The sequence below is a fragment of the Candidatus Phaeomarinobacter ectocarpi genome (assembly GCF_000689395.1).
GTDB lineage: Bacteria > Pseudomonadota > Alphaproteobacteria > CGMCC-115125 > CGMCC-115125 > Pyruvatibacter > Pyruvatibacter ectocarpi.
On record NZ_HG966617.1, the window covers coordinates 916,404 to 941,108 of the forward strand.

The window sequence follows — 24,705 nt, forward strand, 5'->3', positions numbered from 1 at the left end:
AGCTACTGCCCCGGCTTGTAGGTCCGTGTCGCCTCTGCTTCCAGCGCCTCCCGATCCCAAGGTATCTCGCGGAATTGCTCCGTCGCGTAGAGTGGGGTCTGGTCGGCGTAATGCGGGCTTGTTTCGTCAAGCGTTGCCGACCCGAACTGGTGAATGCTCTCGCTCTTAAGCGATCCGTCAGGGGCCCAGTCTGCAATGTAAATCATCGTGTCACCGCCCTGTGCGACCAGCCGCCCATCGTCCTGGGGCAGGCGTGCGTATACAGCGCGCAGGAGATCCGGCCCGCCTCCAAGCGGCAAATCAATATCCCCGCGCCGGATGCGATTGACCTCGCCCCACGGGACGTCGAGACGACCCCAGTGTTCCATGAGATGGGCCACAGTATCGCGAAGCGACTGGATGGTATCTGGCATGGGCGTGCCTTGAATTTGCGCCCAGACCACTGGTTCACCGGCGAGCACCGCCACAGCCGCATTCCTGTCGTTCATATCCGCACTCATGTCGAAGTCCGCCAGGAGTTTTTGTGCTGCTTCCATATCCGGCTCACCGGAAAAGTCTTCCGCCAGCCACACCTCAATGAGCTTCGCGAGCTCACTGTCCTTCGAATAAGTCTTGTCGAACTTGTAGTCTTTGAATTCTTCTGCGGAAATCTGTGTGTCCGGCCGCAGCAATTCCAGGCCGCGGTAACCGCGATTGGTCATCTGTGTCTCGATACCCATGGTGACCGGAAAGCTTTCCGGGCGCAGGTCGTCGGCGTCATCGGTAGCTTCAAATGGCGTGTTGTTCGCATTGAACACAAAACCGCTTGGCGGATTGATTAACTGCGGCAAGGCATCAAAATCGTGGTACTCGCTCCAGATCAGCTCAGATCGGTCACCGGGCAGATATTTTTGCCAATCCCATCCATCAATCCGCTTGGGCATCTGAGCGTTGTAGATGTAAGCGATGTTCCCATCCTTATCTCCATACACATAATTGATGCTTGGCAGAGCCTGCAGGCGCATGGCATCCAGCCATTCCTCCAGATTATTTGCCCGGTTAAGCGAATGGTACTGAACCAGTTGCCGGGTTTCTCCCATGCCCGCATAGCGAACTGCATAAACCCCATGCTCTGTTTCCAGAACCGGTCCGTGTTCTGAGTATTTCACGTCCCGCTGTGCATGCCACTCAAGGGGTCCGAACAGTTTCACTTTGATTGTGGCGACGGACGCCTCCATGTCGCGCCATTCTCCATCAAGCCGATATTGATTGGGGTTGTCCGGGTTCACGTCCAGCACGTACACGTCCGCGAGGTCGGGCTTGTTGACGGTGTTGGCCCAGCCGAGATTGCGGTTATGCCCGTGTAGAATGACCGGCGCTCCGGGGAACACACCGCCGGCGATGTCCAGGCCTTCCTCAGACTTGAGGCGCGCCTCGTACCAGGCGACAGGCCCAGCGAAAGGCTGGTGCGAGTTGATCAACAGGCGGGTGTGCCCGTCGGTTGAGCGCGATGGTGCAACGGCAATGGCATTGGAGCCGATTGGGTATTTTGGTGTTTCTGTCCACAGAAAGGCGTTGTCCGGCCCAAGTGAAATTTCCTTTGAACGCGTCTCCTCAAACAACTCCTTGAACACGCCATCAAGTCCATAAAAGAACGGCGTTTTGAAAACGAAGCCGGCAATCACATCCTCTCCCGTAACAGGCAGAACACCGTCCCAAACCTCATCGGGATGTTCCGAAGCCCAAAGGTTGGTGCCGTGGGCATAGGCTTCTGCAATCTCGCGAATGTTCTGTGGGAGGTCGGGGTATCCTGCGTTGGTTGTTGGCCACACGCGCAGCAGGTGAACCAGATAGTCTGTCACGGCCGCATCGGCACCGCGTTGCTGGGCCAGGTTACCGCGTGCGGCCACCACGATTTCCTGCATCGTCGCCCAGTCATCTTCCGCCTGAGCATAAGCGAGACCGAAAACAACATCCGCGTCACGTTGGCCATAGATGTGAGGGACGCCAAATTTGTCGCGAATGATCTCTACGTCATAGTTGCTTGCGGGAGCGGCCAGTGCCTCATAGTCCGGCTCCGCAGCCCCGAAATTGACACGCAGGCCAAAGGCAAAGAGCGCCGCGATACCCACAACGAACAAAAGGACAAGTACAAGACCGGCAAGGCGCAAGCGGGACATAGCAGGATTTCTCTTTGTTGAGATAGGATCGCGGGTGAGGAGGGCCTGCGTCTTCTCGTGCAGGCCGCGACGTTAGCGCCCGTGGCGATAGCGTCTGTTGGATGATACATCACCTTAGAGTATTTCCTCAGTGATTGGCGACCATCCTGGTCGCCTGCCCCAATCAGTGACTTGGACCCTATGACCGGACCCGTCATTTTCTGGATTTTTGCAGCCATCCTGGTGTTGGCATGCGCCTATCTCGTTCTCGTGCCGCTGCGTCGCAGCAGAGCTTTGCGCGGCCGTGCTGACAGCGACGTCGCCGTCTATCGTGACCAGTTGGAAGAGATCGACCGCGATCTGGAGCGCGGCATGATAGGCGAAGCTGAGGCCAAGGCCGCCCGGACGGAAATTTCCCGGCGCTTGCTCATGGCGGATGCGGCGCGCTCCGCAGAAAGCAATTCTCAAACCAGAGCTGGGTCTCAGTTTGCGGTGATCCTGGTCGTGGCGATGCCCTTCCTTGCAGTGCCTCTTTATCTTTACTCCGGTGCCCCTGGACTGCCGTCGCAACCTTTCGCTGAACGCATTTCCAAGGCACCTGAAGAACAGAGCCTTGATGAACTCGTGGCGCGTGTTGAAGAACACTTGCGCGCCAATCCTGGCGACGCTGACGGCTGGCGCGTGGTTGCGCCAATTTACGGGCGCATGGGTCGATTTGAAGATGCCGCAACCGCCTATGGCCGGTTGATTGATCTTGATGGTGCGACAGCTGAGCGCTTGGCAGATCTGGGTGAGTCTCTGGTCTTTGCTGACGAAGGCCTGGTCGGTGACAGGGCTGCAGCCGTCTTTGCGCGCGCGGTGTCCTTGGATGCTGCTCACGCTCAATCAAATTACTTCCTGGGGCTTGCTGCTCTGCAGGAAGGCGACAGAGACACAGCACGCGCAATCTGGCAGGAGCTTCAGGCAAATGCTGACCCGGATTTGCCCTGGGCCCGAATGGTCACCCAGAGTCTGGCTGCTCTTGATGCGGAGCAAGGCGAACCTTCCGCAGAAGAAGCCATAGCCTCAATTCCTGACGAAGACAGAGCTGCAGCAATCCGCGGTATGGTTGACGGGCTCGACGAGCGACTTGCCGCCAATGGGGGAAGTGAAGCTGAATGGCGTCAGCTCATGCGCGCGCGCATGGTGCTAGGTGAAACCGATGCCGCCCAGGATGTGCTGAAACGGGCATTGGAAAATCTGGCACCCGACACAGCTGCCGCGGCGCGGCTCATCTCAGCGGCACGCGAGCTGGGGATCGAGCTGACAGGCGTGGAAGGTGCATCGCCGGAATAACCCTCCTGCCAAAAAAAGTCGGTTATCCCCGCTAGCTGGACGGCGTGATATCCTGAGTTGTGTGTCGAAGACCGCGTTAGTTTCCGCGCAACGAGCCAACAGGATCCACCATGCCCCTCACATTTCTTCAAAAACGGGCCGCTCAGGCCATCATCAATGTTTTTGAGACAGGAACACCCGGCGGTGACTATGCCATGGTCACGCTGTTGCCTGGTGATAGCGGCCATCTCACCTATGGCCGGGCGCAGACTACGCTTGGCTCGGGCAACCTGCATCTGCTCATAAAGGCGTATTGCGATGCTGCAAATGCGGCCCTGTCCAGTCAGCTATCTGGATTCCTGAGACGGCTTGAAGACATCGACCTGACTTTGGATCACGATTTCGAGTTTCGCTCACTCCTGATGCAAGGTGGTGCCGACCCGGTCATGCAGGACGTCCAGGATGCCTTCTTTGATCGTCTATATTGGACACCGGCGGAGGTTGCCGCGGGCAACCTGGGCATCGGTGATCCTTTAGCACTTGCTGTGGTCTATGATGGAAAGGTGCATGGGTCATGGATACGTATCCGAGACCGCGTCAACGAGCGGCACGGGCGGCCTGATACCATCGGTCAGCGCGGCTGGGTGCATCGTTACATTGCTGAGCGACGCGCGTGGCTGGCCGGACACTCCAACCATTTGTTGAGGCGTACTGTCTACCGGATGGATGCATTTTCCTCCCTGATGGACAGCAACAATTGGTCCCTTGCGCTCCCGTTTTCAGTGCGCGGGCAAGAGATCAACCAACACGTCCTCGGCGCGCCACCTGTGCGCGTCACTGCCGAAGATACGCAACAGCGGACACTACGGCTGACCATGCCAACGATGACCGGGTCGGACGTTGAGGCGCTTGAACGTGCGCTCGCCGAGCGTGGCTGGGCCATCAACATTGATGGTGTATTTGATGAGGGCACGAAGCGTTGCGTCACCCAGTTCCAGGACGAAGTTGGCCTTGTTGCTGATGGCATTGCCGGTCCCGCGACGCTGTCAGCGCTGGATCTGGCCTGATCGCACACACCCCTGACGCTGAAGATCAAATCCCCATTTTGACTATGCGATCTTTTGACCGTTGGGCGGATGGACAGTGGGGCGGTATATTGATCGTCAAATGACCCGCACCAGAAAACCACGCACCCGCAAGTCCTACCGCGCCGCCTTTATTGGCGTGTCTTTACTTGTTCTCGGCGCCGCCGTGATTCTTGCGCTTAGTGCGCTTGAGGATACGGTGGTCTTTTTCTACAGCCCCACAGACGTGGCCGAAAAAGGTATGCCGGTGGGTGAGTATGCCCGCATCGGCGGACTGGTGGTCGAGGGAAGCGTCAGCAAAGAGGGGGCTTCAACCATCTTCTCCGTGACGGACACCCAAAACAGTATTCAAGTCGCATATGGCGGCATATTGCCGGATCTGTTTAGAGAGGGGCAGGGCATTGTGGCTGAGGGTGAGTTCGAGGTGACAGGACGGTTTGAAGCGTCCCGGGTGCTTGCCAAACACGATGAAAACTACATGCCTCCTGAGGTCGCTGATGCATTGAAGGCATCAGGCCAGTGGAAGGAAACAACCGAATGATTCCTGAAATCGGGCATTTTGCGCTGGTTCTTGCCCTGGCTGTCGCGGTTGTACAAACCGGCCTTGGTTTATATGGGCCGGCGTTGGCAGACGCGCGATTGATGGTGATGGCATCGCGGGCAGCAAGCCTTCAGGTGATCTTGCTGATCGTGTCTTTTGCTGCGCTGACCTATGCATTCGTGACGTCGGACTTTTCCGTCATCAATGTCTATGAGAACAGCCACTCAGCCAAACCGATGCTCTACAAGGTTACTGGTGTTTGGGGGAACCATGAAGGGTCGATGCTGCTGTGGGTTCTGATCCTGGCAATCTTCGGTGCCAGCGTGGCCAATTTCGGCGCAAATCTTCCAGACTCGCTGAAGGCACGGGTTCTGGGCGTACAGGGGCTCATTGGCGCGGTGTTCAGCCTGTTCGTGGTGCTGGCGTCTAATCCCTTCGTGCGTCTGTCACCCACGCCGATAAACGGCACGGACCTCAACCCGCTCCTTCAGGACCCGGGCCTCGCTTTTCATCCGCCGTTTCTTTACGGCGGCTATGTGGGGTTGTCGGTAGCCTTCTCATTTGCTGCGGCGGCTCTCATCGAAGGTCGCGTTGACGCCGCATGGGCCCGCTGGGTGCGTCCATGGGCGCTGGCCGCGTGGGCATCACTGACTGTCGGCATCGCACTTGGTAGCTGGTGGGCGTATTACGAGTTGGGTTGGGGCGGATACTGGTTCTGGGATCCGGTTGAAAACGCATCACTCATGCCTTGGCTGGCAGCAACGGCCTTGCTCCATTCCGCAATCGTTGTCGAACGACGCGGTGCATTGAAGTCTTGGACTGTGTTGCTGGCCATTCTGGCATTCTCGCTGTCCTTGTTGGGTACATTCCTCGTGCGCTCCGGCGTGCTCACGTCTGTGCATGCTTTTGCTGTTGATCCTGAACGTGGCCTTTTCATACTGGCCATACTGATCTTCTTCATTGGCGGGGCTTTGGCGCTCTACGCATGGCGGGCCCCAAGCCTCAAACTTGGCGGGCTTTTTGCGCCTGTGAGCCGTGAGTCCGCGCTGGTGATCAACAATTTGTTGCTCACCGCGTCAACGGCCGCTGTGCTCATCGGCACTCTGTACCCGCTCGTCCTTGAAGGGGTGACCGGCGAAAAAATCTCGGTCGGGCCGCCATTCTTCAATGGCACGTTCATTCCCATCATCCTTCCCTTGCTGCTGTTGGTGCCATTCGGCCCAATGCTGGCGTGGAAACGCGCAGACGCCCTCGCGACAGCGCAACGGCTCTATGCTGCTGCCGTAGCCGCCCTTGTTGTGGGGCTCATCGCACTCTTTGTGGTCGAGGGCGCGCCGATTTTGGCCGCTGTCGGTTTGGCCATTGCGACTTGGTTGGTTGTCGGAGCGGGCGTTGAAATTGCCGAACGTGTGAAGCTCGGCAAAATTCCGTTTGGCCAAAGCATGAATCGTCTCAAAGGCTTGCCGCGTTCTGCATGGGGCACGGCAATCGCCCACGCAGGTGTCGGCGTACTCGTTTTCGGCGTGGTGGGTGTTACAGCAGGTGCGCAGGAACGCGTGGTGCTGATGCAAGCAGGCCAGACGCTTGAGATCGGCCCCTATGAGCTGACCTTTGAAGGCGTTACTCCTGCACCCGGGCCCAACTACGAAGCAGATCGCGGCATCTTCACTGTCAACCGTGATGGCACTGCTGTGGGTCAGCTCACACCGGAAAAACGCTTCTACCCGGTCGCGAAGATGCCAACAACCGAAGCTGCTATCCGCACGACCATCCTTGATGATGTGTATGTGGTGCTTGGCGATCCGCAACCCGGCGCCGCACCAGGCCAAACGCAGTGGATTGTTCGCGCCTATCACAATCCGCTTCAGCCGCTGGTATGGGTAGGCTGCATCATCATGGTGCTGGGCAGCGTCGTATCTCTGTCTGACAGGCGGCTGCGCGTCGGTGCGCCCGCTCGCAGGAAAGAGAATACTCCCCCAGCAGCCGGCGAGGCGGCCGCATGAGTATGTGCGCTGCGTGGCTGGTCCAGGTGCTCAAGGCTGGCCTTCTCGGCCTTGCAGTGGTCATGGCCGTTGCGACTGCACCAGGGCAGGCTTATGAGCCGAGCGAAGTTCTCAGCGACCCAGCCTTGGAATCAAGGGCCCGCGCGTTGAGCGCTGACCTGCGCTGCATGGTGTGCCAGAACCAGTCTATCGACGATTCCAATGCACCTTTGGCAAAGGACCTGCGCATCTTGGTTCGCGACCGTCTGGTTCAGGGCGACACCGACGAAGAGGTGATGGACTACGTGGTGGATCGATATGGCGAATATGTGCTGCTGCGGCCCCGCGTGGCCCCACACACCTATTTGCTCTGGTTTGGGCCGTTCATCGTCTTGTTATTGGCCGGGGGGCTTGCGGTTCGTTACTTTATGAGCCGCAGCGCTGACAGCTTGGCGGAAGAGGGCACTCCATTAAGCGAAGAAGAGCGCCTGCGGGTTGGTCAGATTTTGGGCAAATCCGACTGACAGCAACCGTCAGTGCCCCAACAAGTCAAAGAATGGGGCACCATGGCCAAGCAGATACAACGCATCGAATTCACAGGTAGCCTTGGCGAGAAGCTGGCTGGCCGGCTTGAGATGCCCAAGGGTCAACCGCGGGCATATGCGCTTTTTGCCCATTGCTTTACCTGCTCCAAAGACATTTTTGCCGCGACCCGCATTGCGTCCCGGCTGTGTGATCACGGTATTGCAGTCCTGCGCTTTGATTTTACGGGCCTGGGCCATTCTGACGGTGACTTTGCCAACACCGATTTTTCATCCAACGTGGCTGACCTGGTTCACGCCGCAAATTATCTGCGTGATACCCACAAGGCGCCGTCCATTCTGATCGGCCATAGTCTTGGCGGAGCCGCCGTACTTGCCGCCGCAGGTGATGTGCCGGAAGCGAAGGCCGTTGCAACTATTGGAGCCCCGGCGGACGCGGCCCATGTTGCAGAGAATTTCGGCGCCAAGATCGATGATATCGAAGCGGACGGTGAAGCGGAGGTAGAGCTTGCCGGCCGACCGTTCCGCATTCGAAAAGCCTTTTTGGACGACATTCGCAGCCAGGAAATTTCACCGCGCATCGCCAGCCTGAAGAAAGCACTCATCGTATTTCATGGTCCGCGAGATGCGACCGTGGGCATAGAAAATGCTGAGAAGATTTTTTTGGCAGCGAAGCACCCAAAGAGCTTTGTTTCGCTGGATGATGCCGATCATCTTCTCTCCCGTCGCGCTGATGCCACCTACGTCGCTGACGTTCTGTCTTCATGGGCCACCCGGTACCTGGGTGAAGAGGCTGTGGACGAGAAGGCACTCGTAAAGCCGGATCCCGAACGCGTCACAGTTGTAGAAACCCGCAACGGCAAGTTTCAGGCGCAGGTCCTAGCAGGTGATCATATTCAGCTTGCCGACGAGCCGGAAAGCTATGGCGGGTTGGATACCGGACCGACGCCATATCAATATCTGAACGCTGCACTTGGTGCATGCACAGCCATGACCATGCGGCTTTATGCGGACCGGAAATCAATTCCCATGGAACGCGTAGTTGTCCGTGTAGGCCATGACCGCATTCATGTTGATGACTGTGAGGAATGTGCTGCCACAGATGGCAATACGCAGGGTCAGGTTGATGTCATGAATCGGGAAATCGAAGTATCCGGAACTTTGGATGATGAGCAGCGCAGCAAACTGATGGAGATAGCGGATAAGTGCCCCGTCCATCGCACCCTGGAAAACAAGCTTGTGGTCCGCACAACCCAAACCGGAACGTGACGCTTCATTACCAAAATGTCATGTGGCCGCAAGCGGGCTGTAAGGCTGGGGAGCCGAAACTCTTAAGTATTCCGGGATGCTGTGTTGGGTCATTTGATTCGGCGCAGCAAATTGGAGGCGGCCCTTTTCAAATTCCATCACACAGGGTCGTTCAAGTCGCCGCACCGGCGCCACGTTGTTTCGTGTTCCCCCACGAGTGCGCCGGTGCGGCCTTTTTCTCTCCAAATCGCGCTGCTTAGTTGGCAGCACAGCCCCGGTAACCGCTGGTAGCGGCACGCCGCTGCCCGGCGTAAGCTGGAGGTCGAAGCGATGCAGCAGCAAACACTTCAAACCGTAGGAGAAGACGTGCGCGTCCTTGTTGTGGAAGATGACGTCGAGGCAGCCGCCTACATCGTCAAGGGTCTGCGCGAAAGCGGCCATGTGGTCGATCACGCTGCGGACGGCGACGATGGGTTGAACCTCGCCATGTCCGGCCAATTTGATGTGCTGGTCATAGACCGCATGCTGCCCAAGCAGGATGGATTGTCGGTGGTTTCTTCTCTGCGCGACGAAGGCCGCACGACGCCGGTCTTATTCCTCAGCGCGCTGGGTGAAGTAGAAGATCGCGTCAGCGGCCTGCGCGCCGGCGGTGACGACTATCTGACAAAGCCGTTCGCCTTCGCTGAACTCCTTGCTCGCATCGAGGTGCTTGTTCGGCGTGCCAGCCCAGGTGAAGCGCAGCAAACACGTATGCGGGTCGGAGGTCTCGAAATGGATCTTCTGTCGCGCAAGGTGACACGCGATGGCACCGATATTGATCTGCAGCCGCGAGAGTTCCGCCTGCTGGAGTACCTCATGAAGCACGCCGGACAGGTTGTTACCCGAACGATGTTGCTTGAAAATGTCTGGGAGTATCATTTCGATCCGCAGACCAATGTGATCGACGTTCATGTGTCGCGCTTGCGAGCCAAGATCGACAAGAACTTTGAGACGCCACTGCTCCATACGGTGCGTGGCGCGGGCTATACGTTGCGTGCCCCAGAATAAGCTCCTTTCCACGACAACTTTCCGGCTGGCGCTGGTTTATCTCGCCCTGTTTCTGGCGTCCGCCAGCGCCTTGCTCGGATACCTGTATTGGAACACTGCCGGGTTCCTGGCCCGCCAGACCGAGGCAACAGTGCAGGCGGAAACAACTGCACTTGTCACCCAGCTTGATGAAAGCGGCCGTGCTGGTCTGGTCCTCGCTGTGATTACCAAGGCACGTGATCCCCGGCAGAACCTCTATCTGCTGGAGGACACGAATGGCGAAAAGCTAGGTGGCAACTTGGATGTATGGCCGGACGCCCAACCAGGTGATGGCGGGTGGATAAGCTTTGACTATGGTCGCCGCACGGTCGAAGGCGAGATTGAAACACACGAAGCGCAGGCAATCGCGACCCGGCTTCCAGATGATATGCGTCTGCTGGTCGGCCAGGACATTGAAGAACGTCGCCGCCTTGAAGCGCAAATAACCAATGCTCTTGCGTGGGCCGTGGCCGCCATGATCGTGCTTGGCATTGTCGGTGGCGCAATCATCAGCCGCAACGTTGTGGCGCGAATTGATGACATCAATCGCACTGCCAAGGACATTATGGGTGGTGAGCTCTCACGGCGCATTCCCGTCTCGGGTGCCGGCGACGAAATTGATCAGCTTGCGGAAAACCTCAACGACATGCTCGACCAAATCGAGCGTTTGATGTCCGGCATGCGTCAGGTGACAGACAATATTGCCCATGACCTTAGAAGTCCGCTCAATCGTCTGCGTAACCGCCTGGAGGTTACCTTGATGAAACCGGCAACCCAGGAAGAGTACACCGAAGCACTTGAGCGGTCCATTTTTGAAGCAGACGAACTTCTGGGCACTTTCAACGCGCTCCTGTTGATCGCCCGCGCCGAAGCGGGTGCGGCGAGAGATGGCATGGCTTGGGTCGATTTGAGTGCCCTGGCTCAGGATGCAGCTGAGCTCTATGAGCCGGTAGCGGACGAAGCGGGCCTCTCCCTGACCCTGGATATCGAGCCGGAGCTTGAATATCGCGGCCACCGGGAGTTGTTGGCTCAGGCAATCGCCAACTTGCTGGACAACGCAATCAAACATGCAGGCGGTGCAGCGGGCGGCTCAGCGGTTCAGCTCTCGGTCAAGAGCCGCGGCATGCTGGGCGCTGAGGTTACCGTGGCTGACAATGGTCCAGGTGTCGGGATTGATGACCGGGAGCGCGTGCTTGGAAGGTTTGTGCGCCTTGAGCAGAGTCGCAATACGCCTGGTAGTGGTCTTGGTCTGAGCCTTGTAAGTGCCGTGACGCGCCTGCATGGCGGTGACCTGCGGCTTGAAGACAATCAGCCCGGCCTGCGGGTTGTTATCTCGCTCGCCAGACGTGCCCGTCGCCGCCCCAGCGAAATGGCAGCTGAATAGGGCTCCGTGAAACTAGCCGATAGTGGTCTTCGCAACTTCGTTTGCCACACGGTTCTCGATTGTGCCCACATCGCCGATTTCTATTCGAACCACGTCGCCATCTTTTAGAAACTGTGGCGGGTCCATTGCCGCTCCCACACCCTCAGGTGTGCCGGTGAAAATCAGGTCACCCGGTTCCAGTGTAAAGGCGGTGGTCAGGTGCTCAATCTGTTCCCGAATTGAATGGATCATCGACGATGTATTGGAGCTTTGACGCTCTTCCCCATTGACCGAGGCCTTGATCGTCAAGTTTTGAGGGTCCTCAATCTCGTCAGCGGTGACCATCCAAGGTCCGATTGGCCCATGTGTGTCGAAACTTTTTCCCATCTGCATGGTCGGTGTACGCCGTTGCCAGTCACGCACTGACACATCGTTTCCCACCATGTATCCGGCAATGACCTCGTGAGCCCGCTCTGCCGGGACATGCCGACATCGCTTGCCAATGACCACCACCAACTCACCCTCATAGTCCACCATGTCGGATGCGACGGGCTTGTCGATAACGTCATTTGGGCCCGCAATACAGGTGCGTTGTTTATTGAACCAGATTTGATGCGGCGACACCTCACGCCCTGTCTCCTCAACATGGGCCCGGTAGTTGAGGCCGATCGCAAGAATTTTCCCCGGCACCGGAATGGGTGCCAGAAAGGTTGCGTCGTCAAGCGGCAGCGGAGGAACGTCCGCGACAGACTTGGAAATCCGCTCCAGTAGGACCTCAGACTCAGGCAATACGGCCATCAGGTCCTTGGGCATATCTGCAGAATCTGGAATCGGACGCACACCCCTATCATCAACAACCCCAAGGCTTTGGCGTCCGTTGTGTATCAGCGATGCAATCCGCATTGTTATGTCCTTTCAAATCCGACCCCTGGTTGTGCATACTATGGGTCGGCTATTTCTGCATTCGTTTGTTCACAAGGAAATCTCGATGGAAATCCTGCTTGGCCTGATCGCTGTCGTGCTGATAGGCGGCTATGTTTGGTACGTCACACTCATTGGGCGGCGCAATCGGGCGTTGGAAGCCTTGTCATCTATCGACGTACAGCTGCGCAAACGTCATGACCTTATCCCAAATGTTCTCAAGATCGCCCAGCGCTTCATGGAGCATGAAAAGGAATTGCTCACAGAAGTGACGGAGCTGCGCGCCAATGCAATGTCCGATTACGACAAATCTGACCCTGCAGCAGTCAAAAATCATATTGAAGCGGAGCGACATCTCCAATCCGGCATGATGCGGTTTTTTGCTACGGCTGAAGCATATCCCGAGCTGCGCTCAGCAGAGACCATGGTCAATGCTCAGGAAACCTATTCCGAGGTAGAAGGACATATCTCCGCAGCGCGGCGTTTCTACAATGCCGCGGTGACAGATTTGAACAATTCAGTTCAGATTTTTCCAGGTAGTCTCATCGCCAACATGGCGGGTGTACAACAAATGCCATTCTATGAAATTGAGGAAGCCGCACGTGCTCCGGTGGACGCGTCTGACTTTCTGAAATAGCGGCAGGCGGTCTGATGGCCAACGCAGCACATTCCCTTGAGGACGTTGAGGCCTCATACCCGGCATTTGAAGGGTTGGCAGCGTTCTATCGGCGTGAACTTGAACCTTACCTGATTGAACAGGAACAGCTGCGCAAAGCGGCTCACGGAAAGCTCAAAAAGTACTCGGCAATTGCTTTGTCTGCCGGTGCCGTTGCGCTCCTCACCATCTGGTCATTGGGAGGGTTCTCTTCAGGTTGGATTGGGTTTGTGCTTGCCGCTGTCGTGGTGATCTCGGTTATTGGTGTGATGGCCTACCACACCTCCAGCGTGTCCGAGGTGACAAGCCGTGTAAAAGGCGAGGTGCTGCATCGGTTGAGCACCTTCCTTGGATTCACCTACAACGCGGACCCCATCTCCGCCGAGCTGGATTGGTTTCAAGACGTCAGAATAATCCCCAGCTACGACCGACGATCACTGGAAGATGAAATTGTAGGTAGCCATGAAGGGGTAAGCTTTACGCTGTGTGAAGCGCATCTGGAAGACCGGCGTACCCGTACCGACAGCGATGGCCGAACGGAGACGTACTACGTCACTGTGTTCAATGGTCTGTTGGCCCGCTTTACGTTTCCCAAGCCTTTTGCCGCGCGCACCATTCTCACCAGCGACGGCGGTGTGATTGGCAACTTCTTTGGGGGCATAGGAAAGAGCAAAGAGAGGGTACGGCTAGAAGACCCCCGCTTTGAAAAGCTGTTTGAAGTCTTTTCCGATGATCAGGTTGAAGCGCGCTATTTGCTGACGCCGACCTTCATGGAACGGGTAAGCCAGCTGGCTGATACCGTAGGTGGAAAGCTTCAGCTGGCGTTCGATGGCGACCGTCTTTTGATAACCATCAACGGTGGCGGCGACCGGTTTGAGGGTGGCGGCATGTTCAAGCGAGCAGATGATCCTGGTCAGATTGCCAAGATTGCCAGCGAAATTGGCCTCGTATTCGAGATCATTCATGTGCTGAGACTAAATGCGTCTACGCGCACCTGAGTGCCACGCTCCGAATCAATTTTTGCTAGGCGCCGAACTCCTGATTGCCAGTAGTCAAGTGGGTTTTAGAGCAACGGTTCCACCAAACCCTTGCCCTATATGGGTTTGGTGAGGGCACCTGTCCCAAAACCGCTTGCGCCAATGGCAAAACACACATATCGACAGATGACACAGTTCTTGAAAGTGAGTCGGAAGCAAATTGCTTTGGGCGGCGCTCAATGGACAAGCCGTGGTCGCAAGACCCGGAGACGAAGTATCCGGTGTCTCAAGAGCACCAATGCACCACATCAGGCGCGCAAACGCGTGCTGCCAATAAGTCAGTGAAGAGGCAATTAAGATGAGCAAGGCAGAATTTATCGAGAATGTTGCAGCTGCAGGCGACATGTCCAAGGCAGAAGCCAAGCGCGCGGTTGAGCTCGTGTTCGGCGAAATTGAAAAAGGCCTGAAGGGCGCGAAGAAGGAAGGCAAGTACACCATCGGTACTTTCGGCACCTTCACAATTTCCAAGCGCGCTGCGCGCATGGGGCGCAACCCGCAAACGGGTGAAGCGATCAAGATCAAGGCGTCAAAAGTGCTGCGCTTCAAGCCAGCCGCTCAGCTTAAAGACGCAGCTGGCTGCTAAGCTGGCCGCCAAACAGGATCGCTTCTTAAGCTGTTCTGGCTTTGCATGAGCATGATCAACCCGCCGACGTATTGCGTCGGCGGGTTTTTCGTTTGAGAGTTGCACCATGGCTCCACCTGTTAGCACCTCACCCCTGGAAGCAGTCAGCACGGCATCATTGATCGCGTCCGATCAAACCCGCGCCGAATGGACCATCGAGGAACTTCAAGCAGCGTCCCCTTCTACCGGGCGCGTAGATAAAGCCCTGATCAAACTGCTGAAGGATGATCGCGCGAGAGCGCTCCTCTCTGCCATGGCTGGGAACTCTCCCTTCCTGGCGCGGTTGCTGGTGCGGGAAGCGGAAATCCTGCCGTCCCTGCTCTCCGAACAAGCCTCGCAGAGTCTTGAAACTCTGCTTAAGGCGTGCCGGGCGGAAATGGAGGCGGCGCAGGACCAAGCCACGCTCATGGAGGCGGCGCGAACTGCCAAACGTCGTGTCGCATTGCTGACCGCAGCTGCGGACGTCTCAACTGCCTGGCCGCTTGAAAGTGTCACGCGTGCTCTCACGCTCCTGGCAGATACAGTCATCGAGTCGACATGCCGGTGGTTACTACGCCGGTCCGCTAAGGCAGGGGACATCAAACTTGTAGATGAGAAAGTGCCGACCACTGGCTCTGGCCTCATTGTCATCGCCATGGGAAAGCACGGAGCATTCGAGCTCAATTACTCCAGCGACATCGACATCATCGTGTTTTATGAGCCCGACGGTCTTGAATTCGCAGAAGGCATAGATCCCGGATCATTCTTCGTCCGCCTCACCCGCGACCTAGTCAAGGTTCTTCAGGAACCAACCGGTGGGGGATATGTATTCCGGACGGACCTCCGCCTACGACCAGATGCCGGATCGACCAGTATTGCCATCTCCGCAGAGGCCGCTGAAACCTACTACGAGACCATGGGGCAGAACTGGGAGCGCGCCGCCATGATCAAGGCGCGCGAATGCGCGGGTGACCTGGCGGCTGGCCGCCGGCTGCTCGACATGCTGGAACCGTTTGTCTGGCGGCGATATCTGGATTTTGCGGCTATCGACGATATTCATTCCCTCAAGCGCCAGATTCATGCCCATGGCGGGCATGGCGCCATCGCCATCGAAGGCCATGACGTAAAGCTTGGCCGCGGTGGTATCCGCGAGATCGAGTTTTTCGTTCAGATACAACAGCTGATTGGCGGCGGGAAGTCTCCCGCGCTGCGCGGACGTGCCACCATCAAGATGCTTGAAGGGCTTGTCGCGGAAGGGTGGGTCACCGACCAGGCGCGCCAAGAGCTGTCTGATGCATATGACTTTCTGCGCACGCTCGAACATCGTTTGCAGATGGTGAATGACGAACAAACCCATCGCATGCCACGCAACAAGGAAGGCGTTGCGTGCATTGCTGCCTTTATGGGGTTTGCGGACGAAGAAGCATTTCGACTGAGACTGCGAACGGTGCTCGAAACAGTACAGCGGCACTACGCGCAGCTGTTTGAAAATGAGCCATCTGCTGCGCAGGAAGATGAGGCATTGGTCTTCAGCGGTACAGACAACGACCCCGCCACGTTGCGTGCACTCAACGAGATGGGTTTTTCCGGCCCAGCGGCAGTCATAGACATCGTTCGCGGTTGGCATTTTGGCCGTATCCCGGCAACGCGGGCCGCGCGTTCGCGTGAACTTCTGACCAAGCTGACGCCGTCATTGCTCCGTGCCCTGGCAACGGTGGACAACCCGGACCAGGCAATTTTCAGATTTGACACGTTTCTGTCCGGCCAGCCTGCCGGCGTCCAGTTTTTTTCCCTGCTGTATCAAAATCCCGCGTTGATGGACCTGCTGGCAGGGATCATGGGATCCGCTCCCATGCTTGCCAGATACCTTTCAGAACATCCCAACGTTCTTGAGGCCGTTATTGCAGCAGACTTCTACGGACCTCTTCCAGATGAAGAGCAACGCTCGATGGAGGTTGCGGAAGTTGTCCAGGAGGCGGAAGGGTTTGAGCAGACTCTTGATCTGACACGCATCTATGCGCGCGAGCAGATGTTTCAGATTGGCGTACAGGTCTTGACAGGAACGGCACCTGCTCGCGAAGCCGGCCAAGCCTATGCCGACCTCGCCTCCGCCTTGGTCCGAGGCATGGTCCCGGTCGCGACTCAGGAGATTGAACATAATCATGGCCGCCTGCCTGGCGGAGAGATGGCGGTTGTTGCCATGGGCAAGCTCGGCGGCTCAGAGATGACAGCCACGTCTGACCTAGACCTGATCGTCATTTATGATTTCGACGGTGAGAATTCAGAGTCAGATGGGCAACGTCCGATTGACGGTGTCAGATACTACACACGCGTTTGCCAGCGATTGATCAGTGCTTTGACAGCGCCAACCGCTGAAGGACCCCTCTACGAAGTCGACATGCGTTTGCGCCCCTCTGGGCACGCCGGTCCTTTGGCAACAAGGCTGCGTAGTTTTCAGACCTATCACCACGAAAGTGCTTGGACGTGGGAGAAAATGGCACTGACGCGCGCGCGCGCTATTTCCGGCTCACCAGAAATGCGTGAAAGGGTTTCCTCCGCAGTTGCGCAGGCATTGTGCGAGGAACGAGAGCCGGGCGCAGTCGCGCGTGATGTCGTGGATATGAGGGCGCGAGTCTACAAAGAACTGGGCAGCGAAGACCTCTGGGACATCAAACATGGCAAAGGTGGATTGGTTGACCTTGAGTTCATCGCTCAGGGACTGCAGCTCATGCATTGCCAGGACAAACCTGAGGTGCTGGATACGGGGACAAGAGCTGCACTCGAAAAATTAGTCCGGGCAGATGTCCTTGGTTCGTCGTTAGGGGAAGAGCTGATAATTGCTGCGGACAAGTTCAACAATCTCACACAGATATTGCGTATAGCAGTGCAGGATAAATTCGTGCCGGAGAATGCTGCGGAAGCCTTGAAAAGCCGCCTGGCGCGGGCCGTTGACGTGCCAAGCTTCTCGGCCGTGGAGAGAGAGCTTGCGGAGGCAAAAGTCGTTGTTGATAGGGCTTTTGACAAGCTCCTGACGAAAGTAGCCATCTAGGGCACCACAACGCTGTTATCCTTAACGCACGCCGCCGCTTGAAGGCCGCAATAACTGTGTTTACTCCCAATAGACAGTTTAAGGAGGATGAGTGGCGTGGGTCACTCATAGCCTGATCCACATGGAGCGCTTCGACGTCATCGTCATTGGTGCGGGCCACAATGGCCTGACAGCCGCCGCCTATCTGGCGCGTGCTGGCCTCAGTGTGCTTGTGCTGGAGAAAAACGAGTATATCGGCGGTGCGGCCGTTAGCCGGGAAATTGAACCTGGCTTCATCTACTCAAGCTGCTCCTACGCTCTCAGCCTTTTGCGTCCGGAAATTGTACGCGATCTCGAACTGGTCCGGCACGGTCTGAGGGTCATGCCCTATCATGGCTCAGTCACGCTCATGGGCGATGGCCGTTATCTGGCAGCGTCATCTCATTCAGACGTAATGCGACGCGAAATCTCACGCTTCTCCAAGCGCGATGCAGATGCCTATCAGCAATACAGTCGAGATATGCGGCGGCAGGCTGATCTGGTGGCCCCATTGCTCATGCAGGCACCTCCTGATCCAGCCTCACTGTCGCCATCAAAACTCCGTCGGACGCTCTCTTTGCTTTCGGACGCTGGAGCGATGGGAGCCGCGGGTGTTGCCGATGCGGTGCGGTTCTGGACGATGTCCGCAGCGGATTTGCTTGACCGATATTTTGAATCAGACGTCGTAAAAGCCCATCTGGCCGCATCAGCAACCATTGGCACAGGGCTTGGCCCCATGTCGCCGGGCAGTGCCTACGTGATGCTGCATCACAGGATCGGCGGCATTGATGGTGCCGGTGGAGCATGGGGTTATGTGCGCGGCGGCATGGGTACTGTGTCCAAAGCGCTGGCAGCCTCAGTCCACGCCTCTGGTGGTGAGGTTCGCGCATCAAGCGGCGTTGATGAGGTCAAGGTCAGCAAGGGAAGGGCATCTGGTGTCGTTCTGGAGGACGGGACACAAATCGACGCCAGTGTCGTGATGTCGGGGCTCGAGCTCAAACGGTCCGTCTTGTCGCTGCTCGACTGGAAAGGCTTGCCCAAGGGCTTTCCTGATCGCGTATCTAAATTCAAGACGCGCGGCTCGTCGGCCAAGCTGAACATCGCCCTGGATGGTCACCCACAATTCAGTGCCGTTCCCGATGACTGCCCCTCGCTCGATGGTGACATCCGACTGTGTGGAACGATTGAGGACATGGAGCATGCGTATGATGACTGGAAGGAACGGGTCATGCCGCGCAATCCATACATCGAGATGGTGCTGCCATCCCGACTTGACCCAACCCTGGCACCACCCGGCAAGCATGTGGCATCGGTGTTCGTCCAATATGTTCCAGACACATTGATTGATGGCAGTTGGACACAGGCAAATCGTAAGACGCTCGAGGATGTCGTACTCGACAAGATCGAAGCGGCTGCTCCGGGCTTCAGAAAAAAAGTGCGGCATGTGGAGACCAGAACACCCGCTGAACTCGAGGGCGAAATAGGCCTGACACAGGGAAACATCTTCCATGGAGAGCTGACGCTCGACCAGCTGTTGTTCAATCGCCCTCTCCCGGAACTGGCGCAATACAGAACACCCGTTCGCAACTATTATCTTTGTGGCTCAAGCACACATCCGGGCGGGGGTGTCATGGGGGCACCGGGCGCCAACGCGGCAAGCGCGGTTCTGTCTGACATTGGCAAGCGCCGCAGAGTGAGGCGGTCTGCATGAGTGCGGCTGCAAACACTTTTGACATTGCGATCGTCGGAGGCGGTCACAACGGGCTTGTTGCAGCAGCTCTGTTGGCGAAGGCAGGGCGGCGCGTGGTTTTGTGCGAAGCACTACCAACTCTGGGCGGGGCTGCAGGTGTCAGCACACTGATGCCCGGTATGCGCGCGCCTAAATGCGCTCACGTGGTAAGTGGATTTTCTCCAGCCCTCATCCGAAAACTGAATCTCAAGAAGCATGGCTTGAATGTTCTTCAAAAAGACATGAGCCGTGTGGCGCTTGATCCGGGCGGCCGCCATATTGTCTTTGGGCCCAAGGCCAAGGCTACCCGCGAGAACATCTTCAACTGGTCAAGCCGGGATGCTGAGTCCTGGAAAGTGTTCTGTGGCGAGTTGGACCTTTTAACTTCCGCGTTGGTTCCATTGCATCGAGGCGTCTCGCCGGACCTTGTTCCAGAAACATGGCCAGAGCGGATGGCATGGGCGCGTCATTATCTGCGTGTACGCCGGAACGGACGTGAACCGTTTCAGAAATTGCTTCAACTTCTACCGTCCAATGTCGGCGACTTTCTGGATGCCTCATTTGAGACAGACATACTCAAAGGTGCCCTGGCGCTTGACGCCAGCCTTGGTTCGTATCACGGCCCCAGTGCTCCGGGCTCCTTGTTCTATTGGACCTGGCAAAGAGCCGGCGAGCTAGCGAGCCCGTCAGGCACCTTGCAAGTTGAAGGGGGGCCTGACGCGTTGGTGCAGGCGCTCGCATCTGCCGCTCGGGCAAGGGGTGCCGACATAAGGACGTCATCCTCTGTCGCCTCAATTCGTATTGAAGATGAGGAAACCACGGGGCTTGTGCTCGCCAATGGTGATGAAATCGCCGCACCCATCGTAATCTCGACGATCAATCCAAAGGCGACATATCTCAACTTGGTTGGAGCCAAGCACCTTGACGCCGGGATGGCGCGTGATGTCGGTGCCATCCGTGTGCGTGCCTCAGCGGCGAAAGTGAATCTTGCGTTGGCCCAACTGCCCTCTTTTGCGAAAGCTGATGAGAAACTCCTTGCTGGACGCCTGCTTGTCGCGCCAGGCCTTGCGGAGGTCGAGCGTGCCTCAAACCCACAAAAATATGGCGCGCTGCCCGCATACCCTGTGATGGAGGTAACGCTTCCAAGTATCGTTGACGCAAGCCTGACACCGGATGGCCGCCACATATTGTCCGCGATTGTTCCGTTTGTCCCGTTGGACGTTGACGGCGGGTGGGAAGGCCAAAGCGATAATTTGATCAAGCGGGTGATAAAGACGCTTGGGGAGTATGCGCCGGACATATCTGATCTTGTGATGGCTGGCGAAGTCCTGACGCCAAGAGACCTGGAAACCCATTGCGGCGTTGCCGGGGCCGATTGGCATCAGGGCGAGGTCACTTTTGATCAGGCCATGATGATGCGACCCGTTCCTCAGCTTGCAAATGGGAGAAGCCCCATCGGTGGCCTGTTCCTCGGTGGCGCTGGCGCACATCCAGGCGGCGGTTTGTCCGGCCGACCCGCGGTGAACGCAGTTGCAGCGGCTACCAAATATGCAAAAGGGGGGCGATCATGAGCAGGTCCCACACACAGACACAAAGCTGGGATCTGGCTGTGCGACCAACGCCTCTTCACGCGCGGACTGCGCAATTCAACCGAACCAATCAATGGACGCAGGAGCTGGGGTGGACGCTGCCATCTGTGTACGACCATTTGGAAGCCGAACATGCAGCCTTGCGGAACGCGTGCGCTCTATCGGATCTGAATGGACTCGTTACCTATCAATTGTCCGGTCGTGAGGTCAGTGAGTATCTCAATCGGTTGGCGGGCGGATGTGGCGGCGATGTGGGCGTTGGAAAGTGCCGCCGCGTTGCCATCAGTGATGATGAAGGCGGGCTGATCGCTGACGGCGTTGTCATCCGATCAGATCAATCGGGTTGGCTTCTGACACTTCCCGTTCGGTGCCTGGATTGGCTCATCACGTCCGCACATGGTTTTGACTGCTATGTTCAGGATGTGTCCGAGACAACGTCCACATTTGCCCTCGATGGCCCCTCTTCCTGCGCCGCGTTGCTGGCTGCTGGAATGGGTGGAATCGAGGCGCTTAGGCCTGGGGCGGTGAGGGCACTCACAGTGGGAACCGCGAAAGTCACGGTGGCCCGCATTTCCGCGACCGGTGGACTGGGATACGAGGTCCGATGTGACACTGATGATGCCGTGTTTGTTTTTGATCGGGTGCGCCTGGGAGCAGAGCTTTTCAGACCCGTCTTTGCCGGGCAGCACGCGCGTCACCTCGCGCAGCTAGAAGCCGGACACCCTCGTGCCAATCACGATTTTGAGTCCGCGTTGACGGCATCGCTCGACGATCGCCGTTCAGCCTTCGAAGTCGGACTTGGCGCGTTGCTTGACTTCTCAGGAGGGCACTTCACTGGCAAGCATGCTCTCATGCGACAACGTGAAAAGGGCGCACAAAGAGCGATTGTCGGAGTTGAGGTTGATGGAGAACTGCAACCGGACGGCAGGCTGATCTCAACGCCGACGGGAATTGTTGGCAAGGTAACAAGCCATGCATGGTCCCCATCGTGCAAAAAGCAGATCGGCCTTGCTGACCTTCGCGCAGACATTCTGGGCTCCGCGGCGGATATCAGCCTGCAGGGACAAGCCGGCCAGAAAATTCCCGTCAAAATCGCGCCTAGACCGTTTTACACCTGTCCCAATGCGCGACGCACGCCACCAGAAGCGCAGTAATCTGCCGATTTTTGTCGACGCTTTTTATTCCGGTATTTCGACGGATTCGTGTGCCCTGGCCGTTTGATCTTCTGAATACCAACAGAAGGCGTCTGCAAGCATGCCGCTGGTACAGCGTTCCCTGAACGCCCCCGGTCGGTCGGCATCCCTCAAACCGCCACTTGCAGCGTCTTCAACCCGGTGCAGCGCGTCTGCGTCTTGTCATGGCCCCCTGTGGCATGTGGCGCGCTGTGCCGGCGGTGTTCATCAAATGGGCATGTGGGGCATCACAACCCAATGTATCGAAGGAACGATATGATGATGAAGAAGACACTTACGATTGCCGCTCTGACTGTGACCCTTGGTGCAGGAATTGCAATTGCCGCGCCCGGCGGCGGGTACTTCAAAAAGGCGGATACGGATGGTAACGGCGCCATCTCGCTTGAAGAAGCCAAGGCTATGGCTGGCAAGCGCTTTGACCGTATGGACAAGGATGAGTCCGGCTCACTGACCAGCGATGAAATCTCGTCCATGCGTGGGAAAGGTCGGCACGGCCACGGTCGTGGCGACATGACGGCAGAAGAACGTTCCGAACGTATCGAGGCACGCTTTGCGCGTCTTGATGCAGACAAGAGCGGAGCCGTGACTCTTGAGGAAATGACTTCAGCATCCGAACAGCGTTCGCAGAAGCGCGCTGAGCGCAAAGCAGAGCGCTTTGCATCCATCGATGCGGATGCAAGTGGCGACGTTTCCAAAACTGAGTTCCTGGCTCACATGACGGACAAGATGTTCAGTCGGGCTGATTCAGACGGAAACGGTGAAGTCACCAAGGAAGAAATGCGGGCTGCGCGTGAAGCGATGCGGGAAGCTCGCAAGGCAGACCGGGCCAACTAGCGGCAATGGCACGGACCACAGAATATCTCGACGTGGTCCGTGCCACCGCTCTGACCAGTTCAGTTGACGGCAATTGGACTCTGCCTACAACAGGACTAGCCTACGCTAGGCCACTTCCACGTTACGGATGCCAGGGGGACCTTTTGGCGGCATCGCCAAAAAATAGACAGGCACAGCTGCAATCGCAGGATCAAGCTGAGAGCCTCGCCGAGATGGATCAAGACTTTGCCAGACGTATTGCGTCCGGCGAAGCGGCAGCAATGCGCGAAGCGGTCAATGAATTTCTACCGCAGATACATGCAACGGCACTGCGCATGTTGCGCAACGAGGCAGATGCCGACGAAGTGACGCAGGAGACCTTCCTGCGCGTCTGGAAGAATGTTGGCACCTGGGTCCCAAAGGGCGCGCGACTGCGCACCTGGGTCATTCGGATCGCCATGAACCTTTGTTACGACAGGCTTCGCAAAAAGGGTCATGGCAAGTCACTGCCGCTGGAGGACGCACCGGAGACGATTGATGGTGCGCCAAGCGCAGTTGAGACAATTGCGGTGCACGACAGGTCTGTGCAGGTCGATATCGCGATGTCAGCATTGCCGGATCGCCAAAGGGCCGCAATCCAGCTCGTGCACTTCGATGAAATGAGCAATATCGATGCAGCAAGCATCATGGATGTTAGCGTAGAGGCGCTTGAGTCTTTACTTGCTCGAGGTCGACGAAGCCTGAAAACGGCTCTCCTCGACCAGAGAGAGGAACTGTTGGGAGATGTGTGATGACGCCTGAACGGGTAAAGAACATTATTGATGCTTATGGTGCGTCATCCCATCGGTGGCCTGCAGCAGAGCGCAGTGCCGCGTTGGCTCTGATCAGTGAAACGCCATCACTGGCTACATATCAGCAGCAAGCTGAAGTGCTTGATGGTGTTCTTGCGCTTGCGCCGCAGCCCTCTGCTCCGACTTCTTTGGTTGAAGCCGTCCTTGCGAGTGCTGCTGACCGTAACCTGCCCGGCACGGCATCTCGGCCTGTGCAGGCGAGTGCACCGCAGCGTTTCTGGGACGCCGTGGCTCAACTCTGGCCGGGCATGCCGGTCTGGCAACCGGCAGTTGGATTCGCTGCGTCACTGGCAGTTGGAATTTGGGCGGGCGCAGAGGGTCTGGTTCCGCTGACGGCCGAAGGTGGCGGAGCTGAATATGTTTTGCTGGAGACAACGGACGGGGATGCACTGTCTTTGATCTACGGAGACTCCATTGGATTTGGGGAATGGGAAAATGACGGATAGGACAGACCCCAAGACAGTGGGCCGCTGGGTGAAAGTAATCCTGTTTGCTTCGCTGGCAATCAACCTGTTCTTCGCCGGTCTCCTGATTGGCGGACCTGCTTTCCGGGATGGCCCCCCGAAGGGCGGTCCAGGCGCTGCAATGATGCCCAATCCACGCATGTTTGTAGAAGCACTCGGTCCAAGAGAGGGGCGGCGCGTTCAACGTGAGATCCGCAGAAGTGTTCCAGACCTCCGAGAGAAGTTCAAAGCCGTTCGGGCAAATCATCTGCGTGTTGTGGCCGCGTTGCGGGCTGACCCATATGATCCGCAGGCGCTGACCGACGCTCTGGGCAATGTGCGCGAAGCCCACACGGAACTGGCAGCCTCATTCCAGGAGCCATTGGCAACAGTATTTGGCAATCTGACTTATGAGCAACGCCTCAAACTGGCAGACGCGCTGGAGCAGATGCGACCGCGACCTGGACGACGGCCTGGCGGAGTGTCTGAAAGGCCCTCGGGCGACGATCCTGATCGCTAACTCTCAGC

Annotated in this window: 21 protein-coding genes; 19 read left to right on the forward strand and 2 right to left on the reverse strand. The window is 57.3% G+C overall.

Going from position 1 to position 24,705, the window contains the following annotated elements; translation table 11 throughout:
- Nucleotides 1–2: 2 nt before the first annotated feature.
- Complete coding sequence (locus BN1012_RS04365) at nucleotides 3–2,159, reverse strand: acylase (RefSeq protein ID WP_043948680.1); 2,157 nt, start codon at nucleotides 2,157–2,159, stop codon at nucleotides 3–5.
- A gap of 180 nt (nucleotides 2,160–2,339) precedes the next feature.
- On the opposite strand from BN1012_RS04365, the gene ccmI reads away from it, so the two are divergent.
- The 8 genes from ccmI to BN1012_RS04405 all read left to right on the forward strand — a co-directional run bounded on the left by ccmI (nucleotide 2,340) and on the right by BN1012_RS04405 (nucleotide 11,299).
- Nucleotides 2,340–3,473: a c-type cytochrome biogenesis protein CcmI gene (gene ccmI / locus BN1012_RS04370; RefSeq protein WP_043948681.1), complete on the forward strand. Its 1,134-nt coding sequence runs from the start codon at nucleotides 2,340–2,342 to the stop codon at nucleotides 3,471–3,473.
- Nucleotides 3,474–3,583: 110 nt separating this feature from the next.
- Nucleotides 3,584–4,519 carry a peptidoglycan-binding protein gene (locus BN1012_RS04375; protein ID WP_052534556.1) on the forward strand — a complete coding sequence of 312 codons (936 nt, stop codon included), beginning with the start codon at nucleotides 3,584–3,586 and terminating at the stop codon, nucleotides 4,517–4,519.
- A gap of 100 nt (nucleotides 4,520–4,619) precedes the next feature.
- A complete protein-coding gene (gene ccmE, locus BN1012_RS04380; RefSeq protein ID WP_043948682.1) occupies nucleotides 4,620–5,078 on the forward strand; it encodes a cytochrome c maturation protein CcmE in 459 nt (152 codons plus the stop codon).
- Complete coding sequence (locus tag BN1012_RS04385) at nucleotides 5,075–7,081, forward strand: heme lyase CcmF/NrfE family subunit (RefSeq protein ID WP_043948683.1); 2,007 nt, start codon at nucleotides 5,075–5,077, stop codon at nucleotides 7,079–7,081. The genes ccmE and BN1012_RS04385 overlap by 4 nt, the downstream gene beginning before the upstream one ends.
- Complete coding sequence (locus BN1012_RS04390; RefSeq protein ID WP_043948684.1) at nucleotides 7,078–7,584, forward strand: cytochrome c-type biogenesis protein; 507 nt, start codon at nucleotides 7,078–7,080, stop codon at nucleotides 7,582–7,584. Before BN1012_RS04385 ends, BN1012_RS04390 begins: the two co-directional genes overlap by 4 nt.
- A gap of 42 nt (nucleotides 7,585–7,626) precedes the next feature.
- Nucleotides 7,627–8,871, forward strand: coding sequence for a bifunctional alpha/beta hydrolase/OsmC family protein (locus BN1012_RS04395; protein ID WP_043950632.1), 1,245 nt, complete (start codon nucleotides 7,627–7,629; stop codon nucleotides 8,869–8,871).
- Nucleotides 8,872–9,180: 309 nt separating this feature from the next.
- On the forward strand, nucleotides 9,181–9,897 hold the full coding sequence (locus BN1012_RS04400) for a response regulator transcription factor (protein WP_275450962.1): 717 nt from the start codon (nucleotides 9,181–9,183) through the stop codon (nucleotides 9,895–9,897).
- The gene (locus BN1012_RS04405; protein WP_043948686.1) at nucleotides 9,884–11,299 is read left to right on the forward strand and encodes a sensor histidine kinase; all 1,416 of its coding nucleotides are present in this window, start codon (nucleotides 9,884–9,886) and stop codon (nucleotides 11,297–11,299) included. The genes BN1012_RS04400 and BN1012_RS04405 overlap by 14 nt, the downstream gene beginning before the upstream one ends.
- Nucleotides 11,300–11,311: 12 nt before the next feature.
- Here BN1012_RS04405 and BN1012_RS04410 read toward each other — a convergent pair whose 3' ends face one another.
- Nucleotides 11,312–12,091, reverse strand: a complete 780-nt coding sequence (locus BN1012_RS04410; RefSeq protein WP_244442946.1) for a fumarylacetoacetate hydrolase family protein — start codon at nucleotides 12,089–12,091, stop codon at nucleotides 11,312–11,314.
- Between BN1012_RS04410 and BN1012_RS04415 the strand changes: the two genes are divergently transcribed.
- From BN1012_RS04415 to BN1012_RS04465, 11 genes are all read left to right on the forward strand, one after another.
- Nucleotides 12,084–12,836: a LemA family protein gene (locus tag BN1012_RS04415; protein ID WP_244442947.1), complete on the forward strand. Its 753-nt coding sequence runs from the start codon at nucleotides 12,084–12,086 to the stop codon at nucleotides 12,834–12,836. The two genes, BN1012_RS04410 and BN1012_RS04415, sit on opposite strands and share 8 nt — an antisense overlap.
- A 14-nt stretch (nucleotides 12,837–12,850) precedes the next feature.
- Nucleotides 12,851–13,852, forward strand: coding sequence for a DUF3137 domain-containing protein (locus BN1012_RS04420; RefSeq protein ID WP_043948688.1), 1,002 nt, complete (start codon nucleotides 12,851–12,853; stop codon nucleotides 13,850–13,852).
- Between the two features lie 337 nt (nucleotides 13,853–14,189).
- The gene (locus tag BN1012_RS04425; protein ID WP_043948689.1) at nucleotides 14,190–14,474 is read left to right on the forward strand and encodes an HU family DNA-binding protein; all 285 of its coding nucleotides are present in this window, start codon (nucleotides 14,190–14,192) and stop codon (nucleotides 14,472–14,474) included.
- A gap of 106 nt (nucleotides 14,475–14,580) precedes the next feature.
- Nucleotides 14,581–17,541, forward strand: a complete 2,961-nt coding sequence (locus BN1012_RS04430) for a bifunctional [glutamine synthetase] adenylyltransferase/[glutamine synthetase]-adenylyl-L-tyrosine phosphorylase (RefSeq protein ID WP_052534559.1) — start codon at nucleotides 14,581–14,583, stop codon at nucleotides 17,539–17,541.
- Nucleotides 17,542–17,632: 91 nt separating this feature from the next.
- Nucleotides 17,633–19,270, forward strand: coding sequence for a phytoene desaturase family protein (locus tag BN1012_RS04435; RefSeq protein WP_244442948.1), 1,638 nt, complete (start codon nucleotides 17,633–17,635; stop codon nucleotides 19,268–19,270).
- Nucleotides 19,267–20,859, forward strand: coding sequence for a phytoene desaturase family protein (locus tag BN1012_RS04440; protein ID WP_043948691.1), 1,593 nt, complete (start codon nucleotides 19,267–19,269; stop codon nucleotides 20,857–20,859). The genes BN1012_RS04435 and BN1012_RS04440 overlap by 4 nt, the downstream gene beginning before the upstream one ends.
- Complete coding sequence (locus tag BN1012_RS04445; protein WP_043948692.1) at nucleotides 20,856–22,031, forward strand: glycine cleavage T C-terminal barrel domain-containing protein; 1,176 nt, start codon at nucleotides 20,856–20,858, stop codon at nucleotides 22,029–22,031. Before BN1012_RS04440 ends, BN1012_RS04445 begins: the two co-directional genes overlap by 4 nt.
- 300 nt (nucleotides 22,032–22,331) lie before the next feature.
- Complete coding sequence (locus BN1012_RS16650; RefSeq protein ID WP_171815907.1) at nucleotides 22,332–22,904, forward strand: EF-hand domain-containing protein; 573 nt, start codon at nucleotides 22,332–22,334, stop codon at nucleotides 22,902–22,904.
- Nucleotides 22,905–22,909: 5 nt separating this feature from the next.
- Nucleotides 22,910–23,674 (forward strand): RNA polymerase sigma factor, encoded by a 765-nt coding sequence (locus tag BN1012_RS04455; protein ID WP_081826214.1) that lies wholly within the window; start codon nucleotides 22,910–22,912, stop codon nucleotides 23,672–23,674.
- The gene (locus tag BN1012_RS16655; RefSeq protein WP_052534569.1) at nucleotides 23,674–24,180 is read left to right on the forward strand and encodes a hypothetical protein; all 507 of its coding nucleotides are present in this window, start codon (nucleotides 23,674–23,676) and stop codon (nucleotides 24,178–24,180) included. The genes BN1012_RS04455 and BN1012_RS16655 overlap by 1 nt, the downstream gene beginning before the upstream one ends.
- Nucleotides 24,170–24,697, forward strand: coding sequence for a periplasmic heavy metal sensor (locus tag BN1012_RS04465; RefSeq protein ID WP_043948694.1), 528 nt, complete (start codon nucleotides 24,170–24,172; stop codon nucleotides 24,695–24,697). The genes BN1012_RS16655 and BN1012_RS04465 overlap by 11 nt, the downstream gene beginning before the upstream one ends.
- Nucleotides 24,698–24,705 lie beyond the last annotated feature (8 nt).